The 26,710-nt window shown below is 65.7% G+C and carries 26 protein-coding genes; 14 read left to right on the top strand and 12 right to left on the bottom strand.

Annotated elements, in window-relative coordinates; genetic code table 11:
• Nucleotides 1-116: 116 nt before the first annotated feature.
• From ACCD07_RS12035 to ACCD07_RS12020, 4 genes are read left to right on the top strand one after another with little or no spacing between them, the layout of a single operon-like run.
• Nucleotides 117-1,646, top strand: a complete 1,530-nt coding sequence (locus ACCD07_RS12035) for a DUF4331 domain-containing protein (RefSeq protein WP_176653291.1) — start codon at nt 117-119, stop codon at nt 1,644-1,646.
• Nucleotides 1,643-1,879, top strand: a complete 237-nt coding sequence (locus tag ACCD07_RS12030; RefSeq protein ID WP_176653290.1) for a hypothetical protein — start codon at nt 1,643-1,645, stop codon at nt 1,877-1,879. Before ACCD07_RS12035 ends, ACCD07_RS12030 begins: the two co-directional genes overlap by 4 nt.
• 59 nt (nt 1,880-1,938) lie before the next feature.
• Nucleotides 1,939-3,108 carry a hypothetical protein gene (locus ACCD07_RS12025; RefSeq protein ID WP_413447460.1) on the top strand — a complete coding sequence of 390 codons (1,170 nt, stop codon included), beginning with the start codon at nt 1,939-1,941 and terminating at the stop codon, nt 3,106-3,108.
• Nucleotides 3,105-4,226, top strand: coding sequence for a HupE/UreJ family protein (locus tag ACCD07_RS12020; RefSeq protein WP_413447459.1), 1,122 nt, complete (start codon nt 3,105-3,107; stop codon nt 4,224-4,226). The genes ACCD07_RS12025 and ACCD07_RS12020 overlap by 4 nt, the downstream gene beginning before the upstream one ends.
• Here the strand turns inward: ACCD07_RS12020 and ACCD07_RS12015 are convergent, their stop codons facing one another.
• The 6 genes from ACCD07_RS12015 to yfcF all read right to left on the bottom strand — a co-directional run bounded on the left by ACCD07_RS12015 (nt 4,227) and on the right by yfcF (nt 8,063).
• Nucleotides 4,227-4,889 carry a uracil-DNA glycosylase gene (locus tag ACCD07_RS12015; RefSeq protein WP_176653287.1) on the bottom strand — a complete coding sequence of 221 codons (663 nt, stop codon included), beginning with the start codon at nt 4,887-4,889 and terminating at the stop codon, nt 4,227-4,229.
• Nucleotides 4,890-5,036: 147 nt separating this feature from the next.
• Complete coding sequence (locus tag ACCD07_RS12010) at nt 5,037-5,279, bottom strand: type II toxin-antitoxin system VapC family toxin (protein WP_413447458.1); 243 nt, start codon at nt 5,277-5,279, stop codon at nt 5,037-5,039.
• Complete coding sequence (locus tag ACCD07_RS12005) at nt 5,279-5,515, bottom strand: type II toxin-antitoxin system Phd/YefM family antitoxin (RefSeq protein ID WP_176653285.1); 237 nt, start codon at nt 5,513-5,515, stop codon at nt 5,279-5,281. The genes ACCD07_RS12010 and ACCD07_RS12005 overlap by 1 nt, the downstream gene beginning before the upstream one ends.
• 172 nt (nt 5,516-5,687) lie before the next feature.
• On the bottom strand, nt 5,688-6,677 hold the full coding sequence (gene lipA, locus ACCD07_RS12000; protein ID WP_176653284.1) for a lipoyl synthase: 990 nt from the start codon (nt 6,675-6,677) through the stop codon (nt 5,688-5,690).
• 31 nt (nt 6,678-6,708) lie between these two features.
• Nucleotides 6,709-7,419, bottom strand: coding sequence for a lipoyl(octanoyl) transferase LipB (lipB, locus tag ACCD07_RS11995; protein ID WP_413447457.1), 711 nt, complete (start codon nt 7,417-7,419; stop codon nt 6,709-6,711).
• Between the two features lie 14 nt (nt 7,420-7,433).
• Nucleotides 7,434-8,063: a glutathione transferase gene (gene yfcF, locus ACCD07_RS11990; protein WP_353401732.1), complete on the bottom strand. Its 630-nt coding sequence runs from the start codon at nt 8,061-8,063 to the stop codon at nt 7,434-7,436.
• A gap of 122 nt (nt 8,064-8,185) precedes the next feature.
• On the opposite strand from yfcF, the gene gcvA reads away from it, so the two are divergent.
• A complete protein-coding gene (gene gcvA / locus ACCD07_RS11985; protein WP_413447456.1) occupies nt 8,186-9,085 on the top strand; it encodes a transcriptional regulator GcvA in 900 nt (299 codons plus the stop codon).
• 1 nt (nt 9,086) lies between these two features.
• On the opposite strand, the gene ACCD07_RS11980 is transcribed toward gcvA, so the two are convergent.
• The 4 genes from ACCD07_RS11980 to ACCD07_RS11965 form a co-directional block, all read right to left on the bottom strand.
• Complete coding sequence (locus ACCD07_RS11980) at nt 9,087-9,362, bottom strand: DUF493 family protein (protein ID WP_176653280.1); 276 nt, start codon at nt 9,360-9,362, stop codon at nt 9,087-9,089.
• Nucleotides 9,363-9,452: 90 nt separating this feature from the next.
• Nucleotides 9,453-10,265 (bottom strand): hypothetical protein, encoded by an 813-nt coding sequence (locus tag ACCD07_RS11975; RefSeq protein WP_353401735.1) that lies wholly within the window; start codon nt 10,263-10,265, stop codon nt 9,453-9,455.
• A 31-nt stretch (nt 10,266-10,296) separates the two neighbouring features.
• Nucleotides 10,297-11,082: a DUF2491 family protein gene (locus ACCD07_RS11970; protein ID WP_176653278.1), complete on the bottom strand. Its 786-nt coding sequence runs from the start codon at nt 11,080-11,082 to the stop codon at nt 10,297-10,299.
• Nucleotide 11,083: 1 nt separating this feature from the next.
• The gene (locus ACCD07_RS11965) at nt 11,084-11,860 is read right to left on the bottom strand and encodes a hypothetical protein (RefSeq protein ID WP_413447455.1); all 777 of its coding nucleotides are present in this window, start codon (nt 11,858-11,860) and stop codon (nt 11,084-11,086) included.
• 86 nt (nt 11,861-11,946) lie between these two features.
• Between ACCD07_RS11965 and ACCD07_RS11960 the strand changes: the two genes are divergently transcribed.
• Nucleotides 11,947-12,432 carry a phage regulatory CII family protein gene (locus ACCD07_RS11960; protein ID WP_413447454.1) on the top strand — a complete coding sequence of 162 codons (486 nt, stop codon included), beginning with the start codon at nt 11,947-11,949 and terminating at the stop codon, nt 12,430-12,432.
• 258 nt (nt 12,433-12,690) lie between these two features.
• Here the strand turns inward: ACCD07_RS11960 and ACCD07_RS11955 are convergent, their stop codons facing one another.
• Nucleotides 12,691-14,655 carry a DUF6600 domain-containing protein gene (locus ACCD07_RS11955; RefSeq protein ID WP_413447453.1) on the bottom strand — a complete coding sequence of 655 codons (1,965 nt, stop codon included), beginning with the start codon at nt 14,653-14,655 and terminating at the stop codon, nt 12,691-12,693.
• Between the two features lie 93 nt (nt 14,656-14,748).
• Nucleotides 14,749-15,390 (bottom strand): LysE family transporter, encoded by a 642-nt coding sequence (locus ACCD07_RS11950; protein ID WP_176653274.1) that lies wholly within the window; start codon nt 15,388-15,390, stop codon nt 14,749-14,751.
• Between the two features lie 160 nt (nt 15,391-15,550).
• Here ACCD07_RS11950 and ACCD07_RS11945 point away from each other — a divergent pair, with 160 nt between their 5' ends.
• From ACCD07_RS11945 to ccoN, 8 genes are all read left to right on the top strand, one after another.
• A complete protein-coding gene (locus ACCD07_RS11945; RefSeq protein WP_413447452.1) occupies nt 15,551-16,486 on the top strand; it encodes a DUF808 domain-containing protein in 936 nt (311 codons plus the stop codon).
• A 76-nt stretch (nt 16,487-16,562) separates the two neighbouring features.
• Nucleotides 16,563-18,659, top strand: coding sequence for an EAL domain-containing protein (locus tag ACCD07_RS11940; protein WP_353401744.1), 2,097 nt, complete (start codon nt 16,563-16,565; stop codon nt 18,657-18,659).
• 119 nt (nt 18,660-18,778) lie between these two features.
• Nucleotides 18,779-20,407 (top strand): methyl-accepting chemotaxis protein, encoded by a 1,629-nt coding sequence (locus ACCD07_RS11935; RefSeq protein ID WP_353401745.1) that lies wholly within the window; start codon nt 18,779-18,781, stop codon nt 20,405-20,407.
• Nucleotides 20,404-21,819: an oxygen-independent coproporphyrinogen III oxidase gene (gene hemN / locus ACCD07_RS11930; RefSeq protein ID WP_413447451.1), complete on the top strand. Its 1,416-nt coding sequence runs from the start codon at nt 20,404-20,406 to the stop codon at nt 21,817-21,819. Before ACCD07_RS11935 ends, hemN begins: the two co-directional genes overlap by 4 nt.
• Nucleotides 21,820-21,826: 7 nt before the next feature.
• Nucleotides 21,827-22,582 carry a sulfite exporter TauE/SafE family protein gene (locus ACCD07_RS11925; protein WP_413447450.1) on the top strand — a complete coding sequence of 252 codons (756 nt, stop codon included), beginning with the start codon at nt 21,827-21,829 and terminating at the stop codon, nt 22,580-22,582.
• The gene (locus tag ACCD07_RS11920; protein ID WP_413447449.1) at nt 22,561-25,026 is read left to right on the top strand and encodes a heavy metal translocating P-type ATPase; all 2,466 of its coding nucleotides are present in this window, start codon (nt 22,561-22,563) and stop codon (nt 25,024-25,026) included. The genes ACCD07_RS11925 and ACCD07_RS11920 overlap by 22 nt, the downstream gene beginning before the upstream one ends.
• Nucleotides 25,026-25,181: a cbb3-type cytochrome oxidase assembly protein CcoS gene (ccoS, locus tag ACCD07_RS11915; RefSeq protein ID WP_176653267.1), complete on the top strand. Its 156-nt coding sequence runs from the start codon at nt 25,026-25,028 to the stop codon at nt 25,179-25,181. Before ACCD07_RS11920 ends, ccoS begins: the two co-directional genes overlap by 1 nt.
• 97 nt (nt 25,182-25,278) lie before the next feature.
• Nucleotides 25,279-26,706 carry a cytochrome-c oxidase, cbb3-type subunit I gene (gene ccoN / locus ACCD07_RS11910; RefSeq protein ID WP_353401753.1) on the top strand — a complete coding sequence of 476 codons (1,428 nt, stop codon included), beginning with the start codon at nt 25,279-25,281 and terminating at the stop codon, nt 26,704-26,706.
• Nucleotides 26,707-26,710 lie beyond the last annotated feature (4 nt).

The following is a 26,710-nucleotide window of genomic DNA, read 5'->3' as shown; positions in this document are numbered from 1 at the left end:
CGTCAGCAAAATACCATATTACCGAATTCTCAAAAAATAAATCTTATCGAATCTGAATCCGGCGCGCCTCCCCCCGCGTATATCACCCCGCAGCACTAACCATAGGGGAGATCGAGATGCACACTTTCATCAAGCACGCCATGGGCGTGGCGATACTGGGCACACTGGCGGGCGCACTGGCGCCGGCGGCGATGGCGTCCAGCCACCGCGAAGCACCGTTCGTTACGCAAAGTCCCAAAGTCGACGGAACCGACTTCTACATGTTCCGCAGCTACGAAACGGGACGCGCCAGCTATGTCACGCTGATCGCCAACTACATTCCGCTACAGGACGCCTACGGCGGCCCGAACTACTTCAGCATGGACCCGAACGCGCTGTACGAGATCCACATCGACAACAACGGCGACGCCAAGGAAGACCTGACCTTTCAGTTCCGCTTCACCAACACCAACAAGGACACCAAGCTCACCGTCGGCGGCAAGCAGGTGTCGATCCCGCTGGTGATCAACGGCGGCGCCATCGCCGGGCCGAACGCGGCCGGCGCCAACGTGCGCGAAACCTACACCGTCAACGTGGTGCGCGGCGACCGCCGCACCGGCACCAAGGCCGCGGTGACCAACGCGGCCGACGGCGGCACTACCTTCGACAAGCCGCTCGACAACATCGGCAACAAGTCGATTCCGAACTACGCGGCCTATGCGGCGGCGCACGTCTACAACGTCAACATCCCCGGCTGCAGCACGCCGGCGCGCATGTTCGTCGGCCAGCGCAAGGATCCGTTCGTGGTCAACCTGGGCGAGACCTTCGACCTGGTCAACATCAAGGCGCCGGCCACCGAGTTCAGCGCCAACGCCGAAAAGGGCGCCAAGGACGACCTGGCCGACAAGAACGTGACTTCGATCGAAATCGAAGTGGCGGCTTCGTGCCTGACGGCCGCCGGCAGCAGCGACCCGGTGATCGGCGGCTGGACCACGGCCTCGCTGCGCCAGGGCCGCCTGCTGAACCCGGTGCCGAACGCCGGCAGCCCGTCGAAGGAAGGCGGCGCCTGGACCCAGGTGTCGCGTCTCGGCGCGCCTCTGGTGAATGAAGTGGTCATCGGCCTCAAGGACAAGGACACCTTCAACGCCAGCAAGCCGTCCGGCGACGGCCAGTTCGCCACCTACGTCACCAATCCGACGTTGCCGGCGTTGATCGAGATCCTGTACGGCAGCGCCGGCGCCAAGGCGCCGACCAACTTCCCGCGCAACGACTTGGTGGCGGCCTTCCTCACCGGCGTCAAGGGCCTGAACCAGCCTGCCACGGTGACCGCGTCGGAGATGCTGCGGCTGAACACCTCGACCCCGGTGACCGCCATCGGCGCGCAAAACCGCCTCGGCGTGATCGGCGGCGACAATGCCGGCTTCCCCAACGGCCGCCGTCCCGGCGACGATGTGGTCGACATCGCGCTGCGCGTGGTGATGGGCAAGCTGTGCACCCTGAACCTGGGCTGCGCCCCGGCCGACGCACCAGCGGGCGCGCTGCACTTCACCGACGGCGCGTATCTGGACGAGACCTTCTTCAACGCCGGCTTCCCGTACCTGAAAAATCCGATCCCGGGTTCGCCGCAAACCGGCGCCGTGGTCCAGGCCAACCGGAGGGCGCCATGAGATATCTGAGCCTGATTGCGCTGCTGGTGCTCGGCGCCTGCGGTGGCAGCACCCACTATGAGGACCACACGCCGCCGGCGCCGCCATCGCCGCCGGTGGTGATGCTCGACGCGTTCTACAGCGCCGTGCTGGCCCTGATCGGCGACGGCGCCGAAACCACCACCGAGCCGGTGGCGATCGACACCGTCGTCGCCACCGCGCCGGAGGATACGGAACCGGTCGCATACAAGTAAGCCATATGCCAACAGGGCGGACGCGGGATGGTCCGCCCTTGCGGCGTTTTGAGGTCATCATGAAAACTGTATTTTTCGCATTGGCGCTGGCTGCCGCCGCAACGGCGCAAGCCGCGCCCTATGTTCCGGCCAGCGGCCAGCAAGTGATCGAAACCCTGCCCCGGCGCGGCGACCCGGTGCAGCAGCAGCTGCGCCGCCTGCGCAGCGAACTGACCGCCCGTCCCGACGACATGGCATTGGCCACCGAACTGGCCACACGCTACATCGCGCTGGCCCGCAGCGATACCGACCCGCGCTACCTCGGCTACGCGCAAGCCGCGCTGGCGCCGTGGTGGTGGCTGTCCGCGCCACCGCCGCAGGTGCGCCTGCTGCGCGCGACGCTGCTGCAAAGCACCCACCAATTCGACCCGGCACTGGACGACTTGAAGGCCGTGCTGGCGGCCGATCCGAACAACGCCCAGGCGTGGCTGACGCAAGCCACCGTGCAAACCGTGCGCGGCGACTACACTGGCGCCACCGCCAGCTGCGCGCGGCTGTCTGCCACGTCGATAGAACTGGTCACCATCACCTGCATCGCCAATGTCGGCACAGTGACGGGGCGATCGCAGAAAAGCGAGCAGCTGCTGGACCTGACGCTGGAGCGCAGCGCTAACGCGCCGGCTGAACTGCAAGTCTGGGCACTGACCTTGCTGGCCGAAATGGCGCAGCGCCGCGGCGACGCGGCCATTGCCGAAGCCCGCTACAAGCGCGCGCTGGCGCTGCGTCCGCGCGACAGCTATCTGCTGGGTGCTTATTCCGATTTTCTGCTGGAGCAGAAGCGGGCGGCCGGCGTCATCGCGCTGCTGGCGGACCAGACCCGCATCGACGCGCTGCTGCTGCGCCGCGCGCTGGCCTTGCAGCAGCAGCGCGCCATGAACTCGCTGGCCGCCGACGTCAAGGAACTGGCGGCCCGCTTCGACGCCGCCGCCCTGCGCGGCGACACCGTGCACCAGCGCGAGCAGGCGCGCTTTGAACTACTGCTGCGCAACGACGCGGCCACCGCGCTGGCACTAGCGCGCAAGAACTGGACGGTGCAGAAGGAACCCGCCGACATGCGCATCCTGCTGGAATCGGCCTTGAAAGCGCGCGACCCGGGCGCTGCCCGGCCGGTGCTGGACTGGATCGCGCGCAACCATACCGAGGACGTGGCGGCAACCCGCCTGATCCGCCAACTGAACACGGGGACATGATGGCACGCCTGCTCTTGATACTTGCGCTGCTGTGCGGCGCCGCGTCGCCGGCATGGGCGCACAAGCCCAGCGACAGCTACCTGTCGCTGGAGGTGCAGGGCGACCGCGTTACCGGACAATGGGACATCGCGCTGCGCGACCTCGACTTCGCCATCGGCCTGGACCAGGATGGCGACGGCAAGCTGACCTGGGACGAGATCCGCCAGCGCCATGCGGCGATCGCCGCCTACGCGCTGGCGCGGCTGGGCGTCTCCACCGACAAGGGCGCCTGCACAATCGACACCGGCGAGCAGCTGATCGACAACCACACCGACGGCGCCTACAGCGTGCTGCGTTTTCGCGCGATCTGTCCAAGCCCGGTGGCGGAGCTGACGATCAACTACCGGCTGTTCGCCGATCTCGATCCACAGCACAAAGGCTTGCTGCGGCTGACGCGCGACGGCGAAACCTCCACCGCCATCTTCGATCCGGCGCACGCGAGACAGACCTTGTCGCTGGCGGCGCCGGACCGGCTGGCGCAATTCGGCGCGTATGTGAAGGACGGTATCTGGCATATCTGGATAGGCTACGACCATATCCTGTTCCTGCTGTCGCTGCTGCTGCCGGCGGTGATGCTGGGCGCGCGCGGCGCGCCGTCCGACAGCCTGCGCGCCTCCTTCATCGACGTGCTGAAAGTGGTGACGGCCTTCACGCTGGCGCACTCGCTGACCCTGACGCTGGCCAGCCTGTCGCTGATCTCGCTGCCGTCGCGCTGGGTGGAATCGGCGATTGCGGCCTCGGTGATACTGGCGGCGGTGAACAACCTCTATCCGCTGTTTCGCGGACGGCGCCCGGTGGCGGCTTTCTGTTTCGGCTTGATCCACGGCTTCGGTTTCGCCAGCGTGCTGATCGACCTGGGCTTGCCGCAGGGTGCGCTGCTGACGAGCTTATTCGGATTCAACCTGGGCGTGGAGATCGGCCAGTTGTGCATCGTGGCGCTGTTCCTGCCGCTGGCGTTCGCGCTGCGCGGCACCTGGTTCTATCGGCGCCTGCTGACCGGCGGCTCGGCCGCCATCGCGATGCTGGCGGTGGTGTGGTTGATCGAACGCGCGTTCGACCTGAAGCTGATCAACGCCTGATCAGGCCCAGAGGATGGGCGCCTGGCCGTTGGCAGCAAGGTAGTCGTTGGCACGCGAAAACGGCTTGCTGCCGAAGAAGCCCTTGTGCGCGGAGAACGGCGACGGGTGGGGCGAGGTGATGACCAGGTGCTTGCGCGTATCGATCAACGCTTTCTTTGCGATCGCGTAGCTGCCCCACAGGACGAACACGATGCGCTCGCGCTGTTCGGACAGCAGGCGGATCGCGCTGTCGGTGAACGTTTCCCAGCCCTTGTTGGCGTGAGAGCCGGCCTCGCGGGCGCGCACGGTCAACACGCTGTTCAGCAGGAACACGCCTTGCCCGGCCCAATCCGACAGATCGGTTTGCCGACGCTCGACACCCAGGTCGTTGTGCAATTCCTGGAAGATGTTTTGCAGGCTGGGCTGCGGACGGTTGCCGTCCGGGACCGAGAAGCAAAAGCCCATCGCCGCGCCGGGCGTGTGATACGGATCCTGGCCGAGGATGACGACCTTGACGTCGTCGAACGGTGTCAGGTCGAAGGCCCTGAAGATGTTCTTGCCGGCGGGGCAGCACTGGCCCGCCGCATACTCCGCCCGCACGAACGAAGTCAGGCTTTCCCAATAAGGCTGTTCAAACTCCCGCTCCAGCCGCGCCTTCCAGGAAGCCTCGATACGAACACTCATTGATTCCTCGATTCAGACTATTTCGACAAGTTCGGAATAGTCCGCCAAAACCCGGTCGGCGGTCAATAGTTTCATGGGGCCGCATATTGCTTGAGCGACCAGCATGCGGTCAAATGGGTCGCGATGGAGGGAAGGTAACAGTCCGACTTATACAGCGTGCTTGTACGAGACGATCAGCTCCTGGAATCCGTCCCGTGCGATGTTTGCGACAAGCTCGTTTAAGTCCAGATCCAGCTTTCTGGCCTGAACCTTGATTGCAGTTTCCCAAATCGAGACACTACTAACGTAAACTGCAGGGGCTGTCGCGATAAGCGCTCGTGAGCGGCCAGGCAATTTTCGACTGTCCTGCAACCACCAGAGCAAGATATGCGTATCCAACAATAGTTGCACTATTTTCCCTCGAAGGCGGCCTGTATGTCTTCGGGGAGCGGCGCGTCAAAATCATCGGCGATCCAGATCTTACCTTTCATGGAGCCAGGTTTGCGCAACGTCGAGTGAGCGTGGATTGCCAGCAGTCGTGCCACGGGCTTACCGTCTGCCGTAATGATGACTTCTTCGCCATTGGAGGCGTCATCAATCAGAGCTGAAAGCCTGGCTTTCGCTTCGCTAATATCAATCGCAGGCATTTTGCTCTCCTACTCGGAAAACCTCAGTTTAGTCTTGAGGCGCACAAAGGCAAGCAATACAAATTACTACGATCTGATATGGCTCAACGCCTGTTTTCATCCGGCCCTATTCAGGCGAAAAAAAAGTAAGCCGTCTTTCGAGGGCTTACTTTTTCTGCTTCGTTGAGTTTTTTTATACAGCGGCGGCCAGCACGTTGTGGGCTTGTTCGTCCGCGTGGTAGGAGCTGCGGACCATGGCGCCGACGGCGGCGTGCTTGAAGCCCATTTTGTAGGCTTCTTCTTCGAACATCTTGAACACGTCCGGGTGCACGTAGCGGCGCACCGGCAGGTGGCTGTTCGACGGCGCCAGGTACTGGCCGATGGTCAGCATGTCGATGTTGTGTTCGCGCATGTCGCGCATCACTTGCAGGATCTCTTCGTCGGTCTCGCCCAGGCCGACCATGATGCCGGACTTGGTCTTCACCTCTGGGTACAGTTCCTTGAATTCCTTCAGCAGCTGCAGCGAGTGCATGTAGTCCGAACCCGGACGCGCTTCCTTGTACAGGCGCGGCACGGTTTCCAGGTTGTGGTTCATCACGTCCGGCAGGCCGTCCTTGAAGATGGTCAGCGCTTTTTCCAGGCGGCCGCGGAAGTCCGGAACCAGCACTTCGATCTGGGTCTTCGGCGACAGCGCGCGGGTGTTCTGGATGCACTCGACGAAGTGGCCGGCGCCGCCGTCGCGCAAGTCGTCGCGGTCCACCGAGGTGATCACGACGTAGCTCAGGCGCAGTTCGGCGATGGTCTTCGACAGGTTGAATGGCTCTTCCTTGTCCAGCGGATCCGGACGGCCGTGGCCGACGTCGCAGAACGGGCAGCGGCGGGTGCACTTGTCGCCCATGATCATGAAGGTCGCCGTGCCCTTGCCGAAGCATTCGCCGATGTTCGGGCAGCTCGCTTCTTCGCACACGGTCACCAGCTTGTTCTCGCGCAGGATGTCCTTGATCTCGTAGAAACGGGTCGAGGCCGATGCGGCTTTGACGCGGATCCACTCCGGCTTTTTCAAACGCTCAACTTGCTCGATCGGCACGATCTTGATCGGGATGCGCGCGGTTTTGCTGGCGCCTTTTTGCTTTTCGCTCGGGTTGTAAGCTGGGGCAACGCTGGAGGTGGTTTCAGAAGTCATTTGGCTGCGTGCCCTTGCGGGCAAAGTGTGGTTATTCGTGTAGTGCAGGTTCCGTTACATCCAGAACGTGTATCAATTCTTCGGCCAGCTGCTGTTGTACATCTGACAGCAGCGCGTGGGCGCCGACGGTGCGCATGTCGACCGTTTCCAGTCCGGCATAGCCGCAGGGATTAATCCAGGAAAACGGGGCCAGATCCATCGCCACATTCAGCGACAGCCCATGATAGGTGCAACCGTTGCCGCGCACTTTCAAGCCGAGCGCGGCGATTTTGGCGCCTTTTTTCGGTCCGCCGGCCATATAAATGCCCGGCGCGCCTTGAATCCGCTCACCGACGAGATTATACGCCCCCAGGACGTTGATGATCGCCTGCTCGATTTTATTGACGAATTGCCGGGCATACAGCTTGCCGCCCGGCTTGTTGCGGCGCAGGTCCATCAGCATGTAGATCACCACCTGGCCGGGGCCGTGGTAGGTCACTTCGCCGCCGCGGTCAGTCTGCACCACCGGGATCGTATCGGCGCCCGCCAGCAGGTGGCCGCGGTCGGCGCCCAGGCCCAGCGTGAACACGGGCGGGTGCTCGACGATCCACAGTTCGTCGCGGGTGTCCGGCGTGCGGGCGTCGGTGAAGGCCCGCATCGCGGCGAAAGTGCTGTCGTAGTCGGCCAGGCCGAGATGGCGTATCAGCGCCGGTCCGGCTGGATGCCCGGCTTGGAGTGGCTCGGCTTGAGGTAGGGACGTCATGCCGACATTATAAATCAGCCCGGCTGGTGGCGCTCCAGCCACTGCCGGACCGACGGCCGCTGCCACTGGCCGGCGGCGTAATCCTTCAGTTTTTGCGGCACCTCGTCACCGTTCAGGATCAGCCGGTTCAGCATGACGGCCAGGTCGACGTCGGCAATCGACCACTCGCCGAACAGGTTGGCGCCGCCTTCCGGCACGAACTGGCTGGCGGCGTGGATCAGCTTGTCAGCGGCGGCGCGGCCGGCGGCCGTCAGCGGCAGGCAGGCTTTACCAAAAAACACTGTTTCCGTGTCCCGCTCGGCGCGCACCGGCAGCAGGTCGCTGCGCAGCCAGGCCTGGATCTGCCGCGCCCGGGCGCGCTGGCGCTTGTCTTTCGGGTACAGCGCGACGTATTCCGGCGCCGGGAAGGTCTCTTCCAGGTATTCGGTAATGGCGGTCGACTCGGTCAACACAAAATCCCCCTCGACCAGCGCCGGCACGCGGGCGGTCAGCGCGCGGTCGCAGTAGGCGCTCTGCTTTTGCTGGCCGGCTTCCAGGTCCACCGTCTTGACGGTGAATGGCAGGCCTTTTTCGGTCAGCGCCACAAAGGCCGACATGGCGTAAGGGCTGGTGAAAAGACTGTCGACGTACAGTTCAAAAGGCATGATGGCTCCGGCTAGAGTAGATTTATTCACATGGTAAACCTTGCAGTAGCGCCTGTATAACGTTATATTTTCGTGATTCTTGTTAGATTTATTCACAAAGTTATCCACAGCATGCCGACCTGATGAGCGCCAGCCGCCGCCTGCCCAATTTTTCCGCCTTGCGCGCCTTCGAGGCGGCGGCCCGTCACGAGAACTTCTCGCGGGCGGCGGAGGAGTTGCATCTGACGCACGGCGCGATCAGCCACCAGGTACGGGCGTTGGAAGAGGAACTGGGGCGGCCGCTATTCGTCCGCAACGGCCGGCAGGTGAAAATAACTAGCGATGCGCTGAAATTTGCCCAGTTTTTAGGCAAGGCCTTTGCCGACATCGGCATGGCGGCGGACGCGCTGCGGGCCGCCAGCGTCAACCAGCGGCTGACGATTTCATCGATTCCATCGTTCGCGGCGCGCTGGCTGGCGCCCCGGCTGGGCCGGTTTATCGACCTGTATCCGGATATCGAGGTGGTGCTGCAGTCCAGCGGGCAACTGCAGGACCTGGCGCGCGACGGCATCGACGTCGGCATCCGCTTCGGCCGGGGCAACTATCCCGGGCTGGTGGTGCAGCGCCTGATGGGCGACGTATATTATCCTGTAGTGAGTCCCCACTATCGCCGTGGAGCCTGCCCTACCACACCGCAGGAATTGCCGCAGCACACGCTGCTGCGCTCGGTGGAGCCGTGGTCGCCATGGCTGCAGGCGGCCAGGGTCGACATGGCCGAGCCGTCGGGCGGGCTGATGTTCGAGGATTTGTCGATGCTGATACGCTCCGCCGCCGACGGCAACGGGGTGGCGCTGGTGCGCCATGTGGTGGCGATGCAGGAGATCGCCTCCGGGCAGCTGGTGCGGCTGTTCGATATCGCCACGCCGTGCCCGGATGAGTATTTCTTCGTCTCGCCGCCCGGCGCGGCCGGCAAGCCGCAGGTGCTGGCGTTCCGCGACTGGCTCTTGGCCGAGGTGGCCGCCTTCCAGCGCCAGCAGGGTTGATTTACATCACGATCTTGACCATCGGGTGTGCCGACAGTTCGGAGTACAGCGCGTCGAGCTGTTCGCGGCTGATGGCGCGCACGGTCACGGTCAGGCCGGTGTAATTGCCCTTGGCCGAAGGACGCACTTCCATCTTGCCTTCGTGGAAATCCGGGTCATGCTTTTGCACGACCAGCACGATGGTCGGGGCAAAGTCGATATGAGTCGGCCCCATCACCTTGATCGGGAAGTCGCTCGGGTACTCGATGAGGGACTCTGACGGCGGGATCGCTTCCATATTCATTCCAATCAAAAAAGAAAACCGGCGGCATCAACGCGATGCCGCCGGCCTCTATTGTAGCCAATTCATAGCCAATTCAGCGCTGGCTTATGCTTTGCCCATCTCCAGCGCGGGCGCGTCCGGCGCGGCCAACTGCGGCGCCGGCTGCTGGCCGGACAGGCGCTGCAGCCTTGCCAGGGCCGATTCGTTGCCCAGCGCCGGCTGGCTGACCGACTTGCGGATCGCCTCGAGCTCGGCCGCCTGGTCGTGCGGACGCTGGCCGATGTCGTTGACGATCTTCAGGCCGGCCGCCTCGTTGCTGACGTTCTGGGCCCGGCGGGTCAGCGCGTTCAGCGCGCTGGAGTTGCCCTGCATGCCGCTCAGCCCGGCCAGCTGGCTCTGGCGCTCGGCGCGCAGTTTCTGCAGATCCTGCTGGGCGCGGGCCGAGGCCAGCGCCTGCATCGCCTTCTTCGCGGCCGAATCGAACTCGGCCAACTGCTTCGACAGCGCGTCGACGATGGTCTGCAGTTCGTTCATATACTGCTTGGCATCCGCTTCCTCCTGCAATTCCAGCGGCATGCGCGCCTTGTTCGCTTCCAGCTCGTCGCAGAACAGCGTGATCGTCGCTTCCGAAATCTTGCCGGCCGCCAGGCGGTCGGCCAGGGTGCCGGCGGCCTGCTCGTCGGTGGCGATCAGCTGGCGCAGCTTGACCACGTCCGCCGCTTCCTTGTCGAAGGAGGAGCGGGCGGCGGCCAGTTTCTGCGCGGTGGCGCGCAGGCTGTCGGCCAGGCGGTCGCGGTCGGCCTCGGTGGCGGTTTCCGGGTCGAAGTTGGCGATCGCTTCGGATACGCGGTCGCCCAGCGCGCCGAAATGCTTGGTGATCAAACGCGCGGTCAAACCCCAGCCATTCAAGTTGCTCATGTCAGTCTTCCTTATCAAATAACGTTGCGCATCATTGGATAACGATGCGTTGCTGCTCAACCGGGATACCAATGACAAAGTCCACATGGATCCCGCGTTTTGATGCGTCGCCGTTCACGCTGTTGATGATTTCAGTCGTGATCAGCAGATACTCGTTGCCACCGCCGCGCAACTGGCGCACGTACGGCATGAAATACATTTCCTGGCGCAAGCCGGTGCGGCCGCTGGCGTCGTCCAGCCGGGTTTCGCTGCCGCTGAACGGCGTGACGAACTCGGCGTTCGGATCGCCCGCGTCGCGCCAGTAGTCGACACCGTCGCGCTCGCCGAACACCAGGTCCAGGTCGGCCTCGTCCAGCCCGATATCGCCCAGCTGCTCACGCCACAGCGTGTAGCTGCGGTCGCCCAGACCGGCGCCGGACTGGCCGGTGTAGGCCTCCTGGTCTTCCGCCGTTTCCGGGATCACGCGGGCCAGCTGGGTGCAATACATCAGCTCTTGCACCTGGCCCTGGCCGTCCTGGTACACCTGCAGGAATTTTTCCTTGGCATCCAAGTCGCCGGTGTCCAGGTAGTAGCGGTACAGGCCGCCGCTCTGCTTCAGGCGGATCTGCGACACGGCCACGATGCGGTTGTCGCCCTCGTCCGGCAGCGTGATCAGCGAACCGTCGCCGGCCGCGCGCAGCAGCGGCGACTGCTGCAACTGCACCACGCTGCCGATGCGCGCGCCCAGCGGCAAGTCCTGATCCGTGCGCGGTGCTTCGCTGCCGCTCAGTTTGGCCGCGCCGTTGCGCAGGTAGTTGTATGCATCCGACCAGCCCATCTCAATTCCTCTCAAATGAATAATTCGTCGCGTTGCCGGCGCGCAGGCGGCGCAGCTTGCGCGCCGTGTACACCAGCGCCCAGCCGATCACGCTCAACACCGCCAGCCACACAAACCAGCGCGCCACGGTGGCGCCGAACGACGGTTCCGGCGCAGCGGGTGGGGCGGCCGGGACCGGAGCACCCAGTCCCGGCATGCCGTTGACCATGCCGCTTTGCGCATCCGTCGCGGCCGGCGCCGTGCCGCTGCCGCTCGATGCCGTCGGATACGACACCGGCTGATGGCTCTGGCTCATCGCGCGGCCCAGCATGAAACCCAGCACGCCGTGCATCAGGCCGCTACTCGGCTGCTGCACGATGACCGGCTGCTGCTGGTAGACCGGCGGTGCCTGATACACCGGCGACTGCTGCGGCCGCAAAACCGTATCGTTTGGCGGCAGCGGCGCCGGCGTGGCGGCGGCGCGCCGCGCGTCCAGCGTTTTCAGCGCGTTGGCCTGGGCCGCGCTCTGGTCCAGGTCGCGCGAGGCGGCCGACGTGTTGCGCGGCGTGGCGGAGGCCGGCGAGCCCGGCGCCTTGCCGAACGCGCCCGGTCCGCTTTGGCGGTTGGCCGCCGGCGGCGCCGCTGGCGAGCTTTTCGAGGAGTTGCTCTTTTGTGAAGAAAAGCCGCTTTTATACGACGACGATGTGCCAGAATGTGAGGACGGCCGCGCCTCCGCGAGCGCGCTGCTGCCCAGCGCAAGGCACAAGGTCAGTAACAGGGCAGAATGAAAGGACTTCATGATGTCTTTTCGCAAATAAGTTGAATGAAAATCAGCATAGCGCCGCGCGACGGCGCTTGCATCGGTAATAAAAGGCCTGCTTCACCATGACACGTAAATATCTGGACATGAATCAACACGACGCGCTGTACAAAGTGGCGCGCAGCTATCCCGGCGGCATCGAAGCGCTGGCACAGGCGATGGGCATCTCGGTCAATGTGCTGCGCAACAAGCTGGCGCCGACCATCGCCTCGCATTACCCGTCGTTCGAGGAAGTCTCGGCGGTGGTGGACCTGTGCCACCAGGCTGGAGTGCCGGACGCGCACCTGCCGCTGCACGCGCTGCTGGTGCGCCACGGCATGGCGGCTTTCGTGGTGCCTTCGCCGGAAAGGATCGGTGACGACGACCTGTCGCAGACGGTCTGCAAGGTGATGAGCCAGGTGGGCGCGGTGGCGGAGGCGGTATCGACCGCGCTGTTGGACGGCAAGGTCACCGCGGCCGAGGCGGATCTGATCGAACGCGAATTCCAGGGCGCGCTGTCGGCGCTGGGCGAATGGCGCGCCCGCCTGCGGCTGAAGGCCGAGCAGAGCTGACGCGGCCAAAAAAAAGCCAGCCCGAGGGCTGGCTAAAAACTATTCTCTTATCGGAAATCGGGAAATCCGGAAAATAGTTGGGGCAAATGGGTACAGTCTCGACGGCCTGGCGTGGCGGGCGTTGTGCGCCCCGGTTCTCACGCTGTCCCCCGGTGTTTGCATGACTGTAACTTTATGCAGAGTGTCACGTCGCTACCAGCCGATTGTGACGAACTGCAGTTTTTGCCCCCTGAACTACCCTTTTTCCGGATTAAACGGTCACTGGCGATTCTGGTTTTTGTTGTCGCCGCGCTCACGGCCATCGTCGCGATGCCGTTCCTGGCGCGGCTGTTGAGGCTGTTGCGGCTGTGGCTGCGCTTGCGGCGCAGCCTGCACCGGCGCCGCGGGCTGCGGGACCTGGCGCTGCGGCTGAGGAATCTGCGGTTGCTGAACCGCAGGCTGCGGCACCTGGCGGCGCTCCTCCTGCACGCGAACCGGACGGCGATTGTCGTCGCCGCGGTTTTCGTAGCGGCTTTCGTTGCGATTGTCACCGCGGTTATCTCCGCGACCATCCCGGCCATCGCGCTCGAAGCGCTCACGCGACGGCGTGGGCGTCGGCGAGACCTGCATCACCGGCGCCGGCATCGCCACCGGCGCATTCACCTGCGGATTGCCCTGCTGCGGCTGTCCCGACGTGGCCGGTAACTGCCCCGGCCGCCCATGCGTACGCACATCGATCCGCACGTCGCCCGGACGCACGGTCTGCGGCGCCGAATCCGGCCTGCCGAACTGCCCCGGCGCCAGCGTGGTCGTGGTCTGCTGGCGGCCCGGCTGCAACGGTACCGGCACCGGCTGCGGCGGCGCCGTCAGCACCCGTCCCGGCTGGCCGCTGGTCTGGCGTTCCAGGCGGTCCGGAATGCCGTCGTGATCGCGATCCCGGTCCTGCCAGCCGCCGCGGCGGTTGGTCTCGGCCGTGCGCGGCAAGCCTGTCGGCTGCGGCGGCGCCACCGGCGCGGCGTTCACGACGGCTGCATTCTGCGCCGTCGGGATGAGGCCGGCGCCACGGTTCACCTGCACGCTGTGGCGGCGGCCCTCGAACTGCTCGCGCGGCAGCACGGTCAGGCCGTTGCGGTGATTGTCCTGGTCCCCTCGCTGATCCCTCCGCTGGTCCCCGCGCGGCTCGAAGGGCCTGCCGTTATGCGTCCACGTCAGGCGGCGCTCGTACTCATTGGAAACACGGTAATTCGGCACGTAGCGCTCGCGCGGCGACAGCGGGAACCAGCCCAGGCCCGGACGGCGGTCGCGCGAGAAGCCGTCGCCGCCAACCCAGCCGACCAGCGCCGGCGCCCACACCGGACGCCCGGCCGGACGACCAGGCGCCCAGCACCAGCGGCGGTTGACCATCACCCAGCGGCCGTAATGCGACGGCGCATAACCCCAGGGAGCGTTGTCGACCCAGGTCCAGCCCCACGGCGCCAGCCAGACCCAGCTGCCGTCGCGGTACGGCGCCCAGTCCACCGCGACATTGCGCGGCGTCCACAGCGCGCCGTACTCGACGGTCTCGGTCCAGCTGCCGTTGCGGTCCAGTTCCTCGTAGCCTGTCATGCCGCTGGAGACGAAACGGCTGCTGACCACCGCCTCGGAGGCGCGGTCGCGCTCGTCGGACCAGACGTCGAAGCCGTCGCGGCGGGCCACGCTGGTGCGCACGTCCTCGCCGGTGACCTCGACCTGGCGGCCGTTGTTGACGGTGACCGACGAACCGGCGCCGTCGACCCGGGCGCTGCCGCCCAGCACGCTGATCTGGCTGGTGTCGGCGATGCGCTCGACATCGACCCGCAGCAGGCCGGGCTCGAGCATCGTGATGCGCGCCTGCGGCGTGCTCAGCTCGAAATCGCGCAACAGCTCGGGACTGCGGATACGGATGTTGACGCTGCCGTAATTCAAGCGCAGCCGCAGCAGATCGTCATCCAGGTCGATGATTTCCAGGTCGGAATCGCCGTCGATGCGCACCGCCGTCGAGCCGACGCGGAACTCGGTGCGGGCGCCGGTGGCGGTATTGATGTGGCTGGCGCCGGTCACTGGCCAATTCAACCCGACGGCGGCCGGCTCGTCGTCGCCGACCAGCGTTACCTGGCCCTGCACCGACGAAATGCGGCCGACCATGGCCGGCGGGTCGGCCAGCGCCAGCGCGCTAAAGCCGGCCAGGGCGGCCAGGACGACGGAATGGATGATGTTGCGGCTCATGACAGCGCTCCTCTGTTTATTCTTATGTTTCTTCTTATCTTATTTAACGCTGCGACTTCGCGTTGGACTACCGGGGTTACACTGGGTTACAAATCAGGCGCTGGCGCCGCCCCGCTTGACGAAGAACAGCGCCGCGCCGATCGCCATCAGCAGGCCGCCGAATACCCGGTTCTGCTTCTTGACGGCGCCGGCGTCGCGGAAAAAGCGCTGCATCGACGAGGCCAGGAAGGCGTAGCTGTGCATCACCACCAGGTCGATGCAGAACATGGTGGCGGCCAGGATCAGCAGCTGCGGCAGCAGCGGCGCACCTTGCGTAATGAATTGCGGCAACACCGCCACCATGAAGATGATGCCCTTGGGATTGGTGGCGTTGGTCAGGAAGCCGGTCAGGAAGCGCTTGCGGGCCGCCGGCACCGTCATTTCGGCCTGGCTTTGCTGCGCGCCGATGGTGACCTTGGCGCGCCACTGGCTCAGGCCCAGGTAGATCAGGTACAGCGCGCCGACCGTCTTGACGATGCTGAACGCCACTTCCGAAGCCATCAGCAGCGAGCCGACGCCGGCGCCGGCGATGAAGAAGATCAGCAACAGGCCCGTCTGCAGGCCGAAGATGGTGGCGCTGGTGCGGCGCACGCCGTACGACAGTCCGTGCGACATCGCCAGCACGGCGCCCGATCCGGGCGAGACCGCGATAATGCAGGCGGCGACAAAAAAAGTGATCCAGGTGGCAAAGCTCATGAGGGTATCCCGTGCGGTCACGGCGCGGCACCATGCCACGCGGCAAAGTACATTGTAGCGGTGACGGCGTATCGCTGCGCGGCCAACGTAGGTTAATATTGCTTATCGACTAAGGAAACGCATATGACCAACCTGACTACCCCGCAAGGAAGCCGCTGAGATGGCCGGCACCAGCCTGCTGGCGCTGATCGACGACATCGCCACCATCCTCGACGACGTCGCCCTGATGAGCAAGGTGGCGGCCAAGAAAACCGCCGGCGTGCTGGGCGACGACCTGGCGCTGAACGCGCAGCAGGTGGCCGGCGTGCGCGCCGAGCGCGAACTGCCGGTGGTGTGGGCGGTGGCGGTCGGCTCGCTGAAGAACAAGGCCATCCTGGTGCCGGCCGCGCTGGCGATCAGCGCCTTCGCGCCGTGGGGCATCACGCCGCTGCTGATGCTGGGCGGCCTGTACCTGTGCTTCGAAGGCTTCGAGAAAATCGCCCACAGCCTGCTGCACCAGGACGATGACGACCACCTGGGCGAGCTGGCCGACGCCATCAGCGACCCGGACGTCGACCTGGTGGCGCTGGAAAAGGACAAGATCAAGGGCGCGATCCGCACCGACTTCATCCTCTCGGCCGAGATCATCGTCATCGCGCTGGGCACGGTGGCCACGGCGCCGTTCATGCAACAGGTGACGGTGGTGGTCGGCATCGCCATGGTGATGACGGTGGGCGTGTACGGCATCGTCGCCGGCATCGTCAAGATGGACGACGCCGGGCTCTACCTGAGCCAGCGCGGCGGCAGCGCGGTGCGCGCGCTCGGCCGCGTGCTGCTGGCGGCGGCGCCCAAGCTGATGAAGCTGCTGTCGGTGGTGGGCACGGCCGCCATGTTCATGGTCGGCGGCGGCATCCTGATGCACGGCCTGCCGGGCACCCACGACATCGTCCACCACGCCGCCGAAGCGGCCGCCACGGTGCCGGTCGCCGGCCCGCTGCTGGCCTGGGCCACGCCGGGCGCGCTGGACGCCGTCGCCGGCCTGGTCGCCGGCGCGCTGGCGCTGGCGGCGGTCACGCTGGGCGGAAAAATCTGGCGCCTGTTCAAAAGAGCGGCCTGAGCGCTGAAAAAAAGCGGAACTTATTTTCCTCTGCCCGGTCGAAGCGAAAACAGGGCGGAGAAACGTAATGGAGCATATGCAGCGGCATTTACGCATGGCGCTGGACGCGGCGCGTATGACGATTTGGGATTCCGAACTGTCTAAAGGCAGCGTCATCAACAGCACCGTGCAATGGTTTGGCGCCGGCACCGCTCTGCTGGGCTTGCCCACCGGCGACATGAAACAACCGTTTTCCACCTTCCTGCAATTTGTCTATCCCGACGACCGCGACGGCCTGCTCGGCACCATGCAGGCCGCGGTGGACGCCCACAGCGACTACGAAGTCGAATACCGCGTGGTCTGGCCGGACCGCAGCGTGCACTGGCTGGCCGCCAAGGCCCAGGTGTTCTGCGACGAGCAAAACCACCCGATCGGCACGCTGGGCATCGTCTGGGACATCACGGACCGCAAGGAGAACGAGCAAAGCGTGGCGCGCCAGCGCGAAATGGCGGCCGTCACGCTGCGCTCTATCGGCGAGGGCGTGATCACCACCAACGAGCACGGCAAGACCGAATACCTGAACCGCATCGCCGAACAACTGACCGGCTGGAACCTCGAGCAGGCGCGCGGCCTCGACATCGGCACCACGCTGAATCTGGTTGACGAGGCCGGCGCGCCCATCCCCGAGCACGTGGCGCTGCAATGCCTGAGCATGAAGCGGGCGATCAGCGTGTCGTCGCAAAACCAGCTGGTCACCCGCGACCACCGCCACATCGCGGTGGAGGAATCGGCCGCGCCGATCTGGTCCGATACCGGCGACCTGCTGGGCGCGGTGGTGGTGTTCCGCGACGTCAGCCACGAACGCAAGCTGACCAAGCAGCTGTCGTGGAACGCCAGCCACGACACGCTCACCGGCCTGATCAACCGGCGCGAATTCGAGGTGCAGATCGCCACCGCGCTGCACAGCGCCAAGGACGAGGGCCACGTGCACGCGCTGCTGTACATGGACCTGGACCAGTTCAAGATCGTCAACGATACCTGCGGCCACAGCGCCGGCGACCTGCTGCTGCAGCTGCTGTCGAAAATGCTGCAGACGCAGATGCGCGACAGCGACATCCTGGCCCGCCTCGGCGGCGACGAGCTGGGCGTGCTGCTGCCGCACTGCCCGCCCGACCAGGCGCTGCTGATCGCCGACGACCTGCGGCAGTCGATCAAGAATTTCCGCTTCGTGTGGGACGACCACACCTTCGAGCTGGGCGTCAGCATTGGCGTGGTGGAGATCAACCACAACAGCAAATCGATGACCGAGCTGCTGATCGCCGCCGACCAGGCCTGCTACCTGGCCAAGGAGCGCGGCCGCAACCGCGTGCACCTGTACCAGGACTCGGACCTGCGGCTGGCGCGGCGCCAGGGCGAGATGCTGTGGGTGTCGCGCCTGAACGAGGCGTTCGAGCACCAGTATTTCCGGCTCTACGCCCAGCCCATCGTCGGCCTCGGCAAGCACAACGGCGCCCACGATGAAGTGCTGATCCGCATCCAGCCCGGCAAGGGCGACCTGATCCTGCCGGGCGCCTTCATTCCGGCCGCCGAACGCTACGACATGATGACGGCGATCGACCGCTGGGTGATACGCGCCGTCTGCCGCCACATGCAAAACATGCGCGACAGCCTCAGCGCCGAACAAGCCTATATCGAAGACCGCCACCCGGCCCCGGCGCAGTACTCGGTCAACCTGTCCGGCACGTCGCTGGGCGACGAGGGCCTGCACGACTACATCATCGAGCAGTTCGTCGAGCACGACATCGCGCCCGAGCAGATCTGCTTTGAAATCACCGAGACCGCCGTGATCGCCAACCTGCTCAAGGCGCAGGCCTTCATGGCCGGGCTGAAGGCGCTGGGTTGCCGCTTCTCGCTGGACGACTTCGGCAGCGGCCTGTCCTCGTTTGCCTACCTGAAGGCGCTGCCGGTGGATTTCCTCAAGATCGACGGCATCTTCATCCGCGACATCGCCACCAACGCCATCAACCGCGCGCTGGTCAAGGCCATCAACGAGGTCGGTCACGTGATGGGCATCAGCACGGTGGCCGAATACGTCGAAGATGAACCGACGCTGGAAGTGGTGCGCGAACTGGGTCTGGACTACGCCCAGGGCTATGCGGTCGGCCTGCTGCGGCCGCTCAGCGTCGGCGACTAGGCCGGTTTTCCTGCCCAAACCAATCCGGGGAATTTTGATCTACATCAATAAATTTGCGCGTCCGACTACGTAAACTGGTTGTATTCATTGCGATACAGCAATAACCCGGAGCCCAAGTCATGCGCAACAACCAGCCAGTCACCAACCGCGAAGTGGAGGTCCAGGACGATCAGGCCATCGTCTCGAAGACTGATTTAAACGGCAACATTACCTATGTAAATCCCTATTTCACGCAGGTCAGCGGCTACGACGAGGCCGAGCTGCTGGGCGCGCCGCAGAACATCGTGCGCCATCCCGACATGCCGGTCGAGGCGTTCGCCGACCTGTGGGCCTCGATCAAGGCTGGCACGCCGTGGACCGGCATCGTCAAGAACCGCTGCAAGAACGGCGACTACTACTGGGTGCGCGCCAACGTCACGCCGATCCGCGAGCACGGCAAGACCACCGGCTACATGTCGGTGCGGGTCAAGGCCGACCGCCAGCAGATCGCCAAGGCCGAACAAGCCTACCGCGAGCTGCGCGGCGGCGGCCGGCACGACATCCGCATCAAGAACGGCCAGGTGATCCATACCGGCGCCGGCTCATTGCTGTCGCGCCTGACGCACACCTCGCTGGCGATGCGCATCTGGCTGGCCACCAGCGTGGTCAACGTGCTGCAGGTGATCGTCTGCGCCGCCGCGCTGATGAGTGGCGGGGGCAACAGCTACGCCATCTTCGGCGCCACCTTCATCGGCTTGCTGATCAACGTGTTCCTGTGGTACACACTGCGCGTCTCGGTGCTGCAGCCGCTGGACCGGGCATTGCAGGGCGCGCGCGCCATCGCCGCCGGCGACCTGTCCGGCTCCTTCGAGACCGAGGCCACCGATGAAGTGGGCCAGCTGCTGCGGGCGCTGCAGCAAATGAACAGCAACCTGATCGCCACCATCCGCGACGTGCGCGTCAACGTCGAGACGATGGCCGTCGCCACCCGCCAGATCGCCGCCGGCAACGCCGACCTGTCCGGCCGCACCGAGGCGCAGGCCGCCAGCCTGGAGGAGACCGCGTCCAGCGTCGAACAGTTCTCGTCCACGGTCAAGCAGAACGCCGACAACTCGGCGCAGGCCAACCAGCTGGCGCTGAACGCCTCCAGCGTGGCGGTGCAGGGCGGCGAGATCGTCGCCGACGTCATCGCCACCATGGATGAAATCAACAGCTCGTCGCGCCAGATCGTCGACATCATCGGCCTGATCGAGGGCATCGCCTTCCAGACCAACATCCTGGCGCTGAACGCCGCCGTCGAGGCGGCCCGCGCCGGCGAACAGGGACGCGGCTTCGCCGTCGTCGCCGGCGAGGTGCGCAACCTGGCGCAACGCAGCGCCACCGCCGCCAAGGACATCAAGAACCTGATCGACGTTTCGGTCGGCAAGGTCAGCGCGGGCATGGTGCAGGTCGACCGCGCCGGCGCCACGATGAAGGAAGTGGTGGCGTCGGTGCAGCAGGTGACGGCCATCATGCAGGAAATTTCAGTGGCCTCGCGCGAGCAGAGCATCGGCGTCGACCAGGTCAACGCCGCCATCGCCCACATGGACCAGGTCACGCAGCAGAATGCCGCGCTGGTGGAAGAAGCGGCGGCCGCCACCGCCAGCCTGGCGCTGGAGGCCGGCGGCCTGAAGCAGGCGGTCAGCCTGTTCAAATTCGGCCCGGCGCGCAAAGCCGCCGCCATCCCGGCAGCCCGTCCGCAACCCGCCCTGAAACGCCTTGCAGCATGAACGCGCACACCTTTCCCGCGGTTGAATTCGATGCCGCCATCATCGGCAAACTGAGCCAGTCCGGCCCGCGCTACACCTCGTATCCGACCGCCGACCGCTTCCGGCCGGACTTCGGCTACGGCCAGTTCCTCGAGGCGGTGGCCGGCCTGCGCATGCGCCGCAGCCGGCGGCCCCTGTCGCTGTACATCCACATTCCGTTTTGCGACACGATCTGCTACTACTGCGGCTGCAACAAGATCGTCACCAAGGACCACGGCAAGGCCGCCACCTATCTCGGCTACCTGAAGCAGGAGATCGACATGCAGGGGCGCCTGTTCGCGGGCACGGGCACGATCGAGCAACTGCATTTCGGCGGCGGCACGCCGACCTACCTGAGCGACCGCCAGATGGGCGACCTGATGGAACACCTGCACGCCAATTTCGATTTCGCGCCGGACCAGCAGGGCGAGTACTCGATAGAAATCGATCCGCGCACCGTCAGCGCCGAGCGCGTGCACTCGCTGCGCGCGCAGGGCTTCAACCGCATCAGCCTGGGCGTGCAGGATTTCGATCCCGAAGTGCAGAAGGCCGTCAACCGCATCCAGCCGGAAGCGGAAACGCGGGCCGTGATGGACGCCGCGCGCGACGCCGGCTTCCGCTCGATCAGCATCGACCTGATCTACGGCCTGCCCAAGCAAAGCCTGGCCAGCATGGAGCAAACGCTGGACAAGGTGATCGCCGCCGCCCCGGACCGCATCGCGTTGTACAACTACGCCCACCTGCCGCACCTGTTCAAGCCGCAGCGCCGCATCGCCGAGGCCGACCTGCCGACACCCGAGGTCAAGCTGGAGCTGCTGGCGCTGAGCATCCGCCGCCTGTGCGCGGCCGGCTACGTCTACATCGGCATGGACCATTTCGCCAAGCCGGACGACGAGCTGGCGGTGGCGCAGCGCCAGGGCCTGTTGCAGCGCAACTTCCAGGGCTATTCGACGCGCGCCGAGGCCGACCTGATCTCCTGCGGCGTGTCGGCCATCAGCGCGGTCGGCGCCACCTACAGCCAGAACGAGAAAACGCTGGACGCCTATTATGAAAAGCTCGACGAGGGCAGGCTGCCGGTCGCGCGCGGCATCAAGCTCGATACCGACGACCTGCTGCGCCGCATCGTCATTCAAAAGCTGATGTGCAATTTCGAACTGTCGATGTCGTCGATCGAGCAGGCCTATCCGATCCGCTTCCCGCTGTACTTCGCGGCCGAGCTGGAAAAGCTGAAGGCGTTCGAGGAAGACGGCTTGCTGGTCGTCGATCCGGAGTGGATCACCGTCACGCCCAGGGGCCGTCTGCTGATACGCAACATCTGCATGGTGTTCGACCGCTACCTGGGCCTGCCACGCGCGGACGGCCCGCAACCGCTGCGCTACTCGAAAACGATTTGAGCCCATCATGAACGCCCTGCAGCTACTGCCCGTGTTTGTGGTCGGCCTGGCGGGCAGCGTCCACTGCATCGGCATGTGCGGCGGCATCGTCGGCGCCTTGACGGCCAGCGCGCAGCCGGCGCGCAGGGTGGTCGCCATCGTGCAGGTCGCCGACAGCGCGTTGCCGCGCGTGCTGGCTTACAACGCCGGCCGCATCGCCAGCTACATGACGGCCGGCGCGCTGGCGGGCGGCCTCGCGGGCGGCGCGCAAGACATGCTCGCGCTGGCCGGCGCGCAACTGGCCTTTTACTGGCTGGCCAACCTGATGCTGGTCGCGCTGGGCCTGTACCTGATGGACGCCTGGCGCGGCCTGGCGCTGCTGGAGCAGGGCGGCCGCGTGCTGTGGCGGCGCGCGCAGCCGGTGCTGGCGCCGATGATGAAGGCGCTGATGCCGGCGCGCCGGCCGCAGCAGGCGTTCGCGCTCGGGCTGCTGTGGGGCTGGCTGCCGTGCGGCATGGTCTACAGTGTGCTGCTGACCGCCATGCTCAGCGGCTCGGCCGGCAACGGCGCGGCGGTGATGCTGGCGTTCGGCCTCGGCACGCTGCCGATGCTGACCGGCCTGGGCCTGCTGGGCGCGCGCCTGCAAAGCGCCTTGCGGAAGAAAACTGTACGCGTCGCCTGCGGCCTGCTGGTGCTGGCCTTTGGCATGCTGGGACTGGCGCGCGCGGCCGGCGGCCTCACGCCCGCATGGATGGATAGCTTATGCCTGACACCACATTCGTAGAGCGCGTCCACAACGCAAGCGTCTGCTACCACTGCGGACTGCCGCTGCCGGCCGGCGGCAGCGCCGCATGGCAGGTGTCCATCGACGGCGCCGAGCGCGCCATGTGCTGCCCCGGCTGCGCGGCGGTGGCGCAGACCATCGTCGACCTCGGCCAGCAATCGTATTACCGCGATCGCGCCGGCTATGCGGCAACCGCCGACGGCGCGCAACTGGTGCCGCCCGAGCTGCAGCTGTACGACAACGCCGATCCCCGCTTCGCCCTCGACGGCGACAGCCGCGAAGCCATGTTCGCGGTCGAGGGCATACGCTGCGCCGCCTGCGTCTGGCTGATCGAGCAGCGCCTGGCCAGGCTGCCGGGCGTGGAAAGCGCCCAGCTCAACGTCGCCACCGAGCGCCTGTACGTGCGCTGGCGCAGCGAGGTTTGCGAACCCGGCGCCATCCTGGCCGCGCTGCACGCCATCGGCTATGCCGCCTATCCCTACGACGCCGGCCGCCACGGCGAGCAGCAGCGCAAGGCTTCCAAGACATTGGGACGCCAGCTGTTCGTCGCCGCGCTGTCGATGATGCAGGTGATGATGTACGTCGCCCCCGCCTATCTGGCCGACGACGGCACGCTGGACGACAGCATGGCGACGCTGATGCGCTGGGCCAGCCTGCTGCTGACCTTGCCGGCGATCTGCTATTCGGCGCAGCCGTTCTGGCGCGGCGCCTGGGCCAGCCTGCGGGCGCGCGCGCCGGGCATGGACTTGCCGGTGGCGCTGGGCATCGCCGCCGCCTTCGGCGCCAGCGTGGCGGCCACCGTGCGCGGACACGGCGACGTGTATTTCGACTCGGTGACGATGTTCATCTTCCTGCTGCTGTGCAGCCGCTACTTCGAGCTGCGCGCGCGCCGCAAGGCCGGCGCCGCGCTGGAGCGCCTGCAGCATGCGCTGCCCGCCTCCGCCACGCTGCTGGAAAATTATCCGGACAGCCACGCCGCCACGCTGGTCAAGGCCGCCGCGCTGGTTGTGGATAACCTCATCATGATCAAGCCGGGCGAGGCGGTGCCCGCCGACTGCGTCATCGTCGATGGCCGCACCTTGCTGGATGTGTCGCTGCTGAGCGGCGAGAGCGCGCCGGTCGCCAAGGCGGTCGGCGACGCCTTGCCGGGCGGTGCCATCAACGCCGGCACCGTGGTGGTCGCCCGCGTGACGCGCCGCGCGCAGGACAGCACCTTGTCCAGCCTGATCAAACTGATAGACCGCGCCGGACGCGACAAACCGCGCATCGCGCTGTGGGCCGACCGCGTGGCCGCCTGGTTCGTGGCTGCGCTGCTGCTGTTCGCGCTGGCCGCGTTCGGCTTCTGGTTCTGGCTCGACGGCTACAGCGCCGCGCGCGCGTGGCCGATCGCCATCGCGGTGCTGGTGGTGTCCTGCCCGTGCGCGCTGTCGCTGGCCACGCCGACCGCGCTGGCCGCCGCCACCGACCGGCTGCTGCGCGAAGGCGTGCTGGTCACCGGCCCGCAGACGCTGGAGACGCTGCACCGCGCCACGCACATCGTGTTCGACAAGACCGGCACGCTGACCCATGGCCGCCCCATGCTGCGGAAGATCCAGCCGCTGGGGAGGATGCAGCCGGACTTTTGCTTGCGGGTGGCCGCCGCGCTGGATGCCGGCAGCGCCCATCCATTGGCGCGCGCCATTGTCGGCGCCGCCGTCGACAACCACGGCCGCGAGGACTGGCAGGCCGGCGAGGTATGCGAAACCGCCGGCCGCGGCATCGAAGGCATGGTGCACGACCGGCGCTACCGCCTCGGCAGCGCCGGCTTCGTGGCCGGCTTGAGCGGCGCCGCGCCGCCGCACGATGCCGGCGCCGGCGTCACGCCCGTCTATCTCGGCGTGGAGGGGCAATGGCTGGCGTGCCTGCATCTGTGCGACGGCCTGCGCGACGACGCCCCGGCCACCGTCGACTATTTCCACCGGACCGGCAAGACCGTGGTGCTGCTGAGCGGCGACAACGACAGGCTGGTGCGCGAGGTCGGCGACCGGCTGGGCATCCACACCACCGTCGGCAACTGCCTGCCCGAGGAAAAGCTGGCCTTCGTCAAGCGCTTGCAGCAGCAGGGCGCGGTGGTGGCGATGATAGGCGACGGCATCAACGACGCGGCCGTGCTGAGCGCGGCCGACGTGTCGTTCGCGATGGGCGAGGGCGCCGCGCTGGCGCAGGCCCATGCCGACGCGGTGCTGCTGCACGGGCGCCTCGGCGCCGTGGCCGACAGCGCGCGCGTGGCGGCGCGCACGATGCGGGTGATCCACCAGAACCTGGCCTGGGCCAGCGTCTACAACCTGCTGGCGATACCGGCCGCGGCCATGGGCCTGCTCAATCCCTGGCTGTCCGGCGTCGGCATGGCGCTCAGTTCGGCCGTGGTGGTGGCCAACGCGCTGCGACTCAGAAGGAGTTCTTGATGGATGCGCTCTACCTGCTCGTTCCGATCAGCGTGCTGCTGGTGTTCGTGGCGCTGTGGATCTTTTTCAAGGCCTCGGACGACGGCCAGTTCGACGACCTGGTCGGCCCGGCGCTGCGCGTCCTGCAGGATGACGACAAGCCGCCGGAGGACTAGCTGGTTCCGGAATTTTTTGATCCACATCAAGGTTTTTTGGGTCCCACTTCCGTAACCTTTGATACACATCATCAAAGCGTTCTTGGGAGAACTTCAAGTGGACCTTGCACAGAACTACAACTACAAGATTGTGAAGCAATTCGCAGTCGCCACCGTGGTCTGGGGCATCGTCGGCATGCTGGTGGGCGTCATTATCGCCGCCCAGCTGGCATGGCCGTCGCTGAACCTGGACATTCCCTGGCTGACCTATGGCCGCCTGCGGCCGCTGCACACCAACGCGGTCATTTTCGCGTTCGGCATCTGCGGCCTGTTCGCCACCTCGTACTACGTGGTGCAGCGCACCTGCCAGGTGCGGCTGTTCTCGGACAAGCTGGCCGCCTTCACCTTCTGGGGCTGGCAGGCGGTCATCCTCAGCGCCGTCGTCACGCTGCCGATGGGCCTGACCCGCGGCAAGGAATACGCCGAGCTGGAATGGCCGATCACCCTGCTGATCGCCGTGGTCTGGGTCTCTTACGCGGTGGTGTTCTTCGGCACCCTGCTGACGCGCAAGGTCAAGCACATCTACGTGGCCAACTGGTTCTTCGCCGGCTACATCATCGCCGTGACGATCCTGCACGTGGTCAACGGCGCCAGCATGCCGGCCACGCTGTTCAAGTCGTACTCCGCCTACTCCGGCGTGCAGGATGCGATGATACAGTGGTGGTACGGCCATAACGCGGTGGGCTTCATCCTGACCGCCGGCTACCTCGGCATGGTCTACTACTTCATTCCCAAGCAGGCAGAACGTCCGGTGTATTCGTACCGGCTGTCGATCGTGCACTTCTGGGCGCTGATCTTCACCTATATGTGGGCCGGCCCGCACCACCTGCACTACACCGCGCTGCCGGACTGGACGCAATCGATCGGCATGGTGTTCTCGCTGATCCTGCTGGCGCCAAGCTGGGGCGGCATGATCAACGGCATCATGACCCTGTCGGGCGCCTGGCACAAGCTGCGCACCGACCCTATCCTGAAGTTCATGATCGTCTCGCTGTCGTTCTACGGCATGGCCACCTTCGAAGGCCCGATGATGTCGATCAAGACCGTCAACGCGCTGTCGCACTACACCGACTGGGGCATCGCCCACGTCCACGGCGGCGCGCTGGGCTGGGTCGGCTTCATCACCATGGGTTCGATCTACTACCTGCTGCCGCGCCTGGCCGGCCAGCAAAAGATGTGGAGCACCCGCCTGATCGACGTGCACTTCTGGGTCGCCACCATCGGCATCGTGCTGTACATCGCCGCGATGTGGATCGCCGGCGTGATGCAGGGCCTGATGTGGCGCGCCGTCAATCCGGACGGCACGCTGACCTACACCTTCGTCGAGGGCGTCAAGGCCACCTATCCGTACTACGTGGTGCGCTTCGGCGGCGGCCTGCTGTACCTGAGCGGCATGTGCCTGATGGGCTACAACACCTGGATGACCTTGCGTAACCGCGACACCGCCGTGGCACGCATTCCCGCGCTGGCCGCCGGCCACGCCTGATATC

This window comes from Duganella sp. Dugasp56 (assembly GCF_047304105.1).
GTDB classification, from domain to species: Bacteria; Pseudomonadota; Gammaproteobacteria; order Burkholderiales; family Burkholderiaceae_D; genus Rugamonas; species Rugamonas hordei.
Note: the sequence above shows the minus strand (reverse complement) of the source record. Positions and strands in the feature narration are given on the sequence as shown.

Coding starts and splice junctions, on each gene's coding strand:
- ACCD07_RS11960 (WP_413447454.1), top strand. CDS start 11,947: ATGACACGTAAATATCTGGACATGAATCAACACGACGCGCTGTACAAA.
- ACCD07_RS11980 (WP_176653280.1), bottom strand. CDS start 9,362: ATGGAAGCGATCCCGCCGTCAGAGTCCCTCATCGAGTACCCGAGCGAC.
- ACCD07_RS12020 (WP_413447459.1), top strand. CDS start 3,105: ATGATGGCACGCCTGCTCTTGATACTTGCGCTGCTGTGCGGCGCCGCG.
- ACCD07_RS11945 (WP_413447452.1), top strand. CDS start 15,551: ATGGCCGGCACCAGCCTGCTGGCGCTGATCGACGACATCGCCACCATC.
- ACCD07_RS11925 (WP_413447450.1), top strand. CDS start 21,827: ATGAACGCCCTGCAGCTACTGCCCGTGTTTGTGGTCGGCCTGGCGGGC.
- ACCD07_RS12025 (WP_413447460.1), top strand. CDS start 1,939: ATGAAAACTGTATTTTTCGCATTGGCGCTGGCTGCCGCCGCAACGGCG.
- ACCD07_RS11940 (WP_353401744.1), top strand. CDS start 16,563: ATGCAGCGGCATTTACGCATGGCGCTGGACGCGGCGCGTATGACGATT.
- ACCD07_RS12035 (WP_176653291.1), top strand. CDS start 117: ATGCACACTTTCATCAAGCACGCCATGGGCGTGGCGATACTGGGCACA.
- ACCD07_RS11920 (WP_413447449.1), top strand. CDS start 22,561: ATGCCTGACACCACATTCGTAGAGCGCGTCCACAACGCAAGCGTCTGC.
- ACCD07_RS11975 (WP_353401735.1), bottom strand. CDS start 10,265: ATGAGCAACTTGAATGGCTGGGGTTTGACCGCGCGTTTGATCACCAAG.
- ACCD07_RS12030 (WP_176653290.1), top strand. CDS start 1,643: ATGAGATATCTGAGCCTGATTGCGCTGCTGGTGCTCGGCGCCTGCGGT.
- hemN (WP_413447451.1), top strand. CDS start 20,404: ATGAACGCGCACACCTTTCCCGCGGTTGAATTCGATGCCGCCATCATC.
- yfcF (WP_353401732.1), bottom strand. CDS start 8,063: ATGCCTTTTGAACTGTACGTCGACAGTCTTTTCACCAGCCCTTACGCC.
- ACCD07_RS11955 (WP_413447453.1), bottom strand. CDS start 14,655: ATGAGCCGCAACATCATCCATTCCGTCGTCCTGGCCGCCCTGGCCGGC.
- gcvA (WP_413447456.1), top strand. CDS start 8,186: ATGAGCGCCAGCCGCCGCCTGCCCAATTTTTCCGCCTTGCGCGCCTTC.
- lipA (WP_176653284.1), bottom strand. CDS start 6,677: ATGACTTCTGAAACCACCTCCAGCGTTGCCCCAGCTTACAACCCGAGC.
- ACCD07_RS11950 (WP_176653274.1), bottom strand. CDS start 15,390: ATGAGCTTTGCCACCTGGATCACTTTTTTTGTCGCCGCCTGCATTATC.
- ACCD07_RS12005 (WP_176653285.1), bottom strand. CDS start 5,515: ATGCCTGCGATTGATATTAGCGAAGCGAAAGCCAGGCTTTCAGCTCTG.
- ACCD07_RS12015 (WP_176653287.1), bottom strand. CDS start 4,889: ATGAGTGTTCGTATCGAGGCTTCCTGGAAGGCGCGGCTGGAGCGGGAG.
- ACCD07_RS11965 (WP_413447455.1), bottom strand. CDS start 11,860: ATGAAGTCCTTTCATTCTGCCCTGTTACTGACCTTGTGCCTTGCGCTG.
- lipB (WP_413447457.1), bottom strand. CDS start 7,419: ATGACGTCCCTACCTCAAGCCGAGCCACTCCAAGCCGGGCATCCAGCC.
- ACCD07_RS11970 (WP_176653278.1), bottom strand. CDS start 11,082: ATGGGCTGGTCGGATGCATACAACTACCTGCGCAACGGCGCGGCCAAA.
- ccoS (WP_176653267.1), top strand. CDS start 25,026: ATGGATGCGCTCTACCTGCTCGTTCCGATCAGCGTGCTGCTGGTGTTC.
- ACCD07_RS11935 (WP_353401745.1), top strand. CDS start 18,779: ATGCGCAACAACCAGCCAGTCACCAACCGCGAAGTGGAGGTCCAGGAC.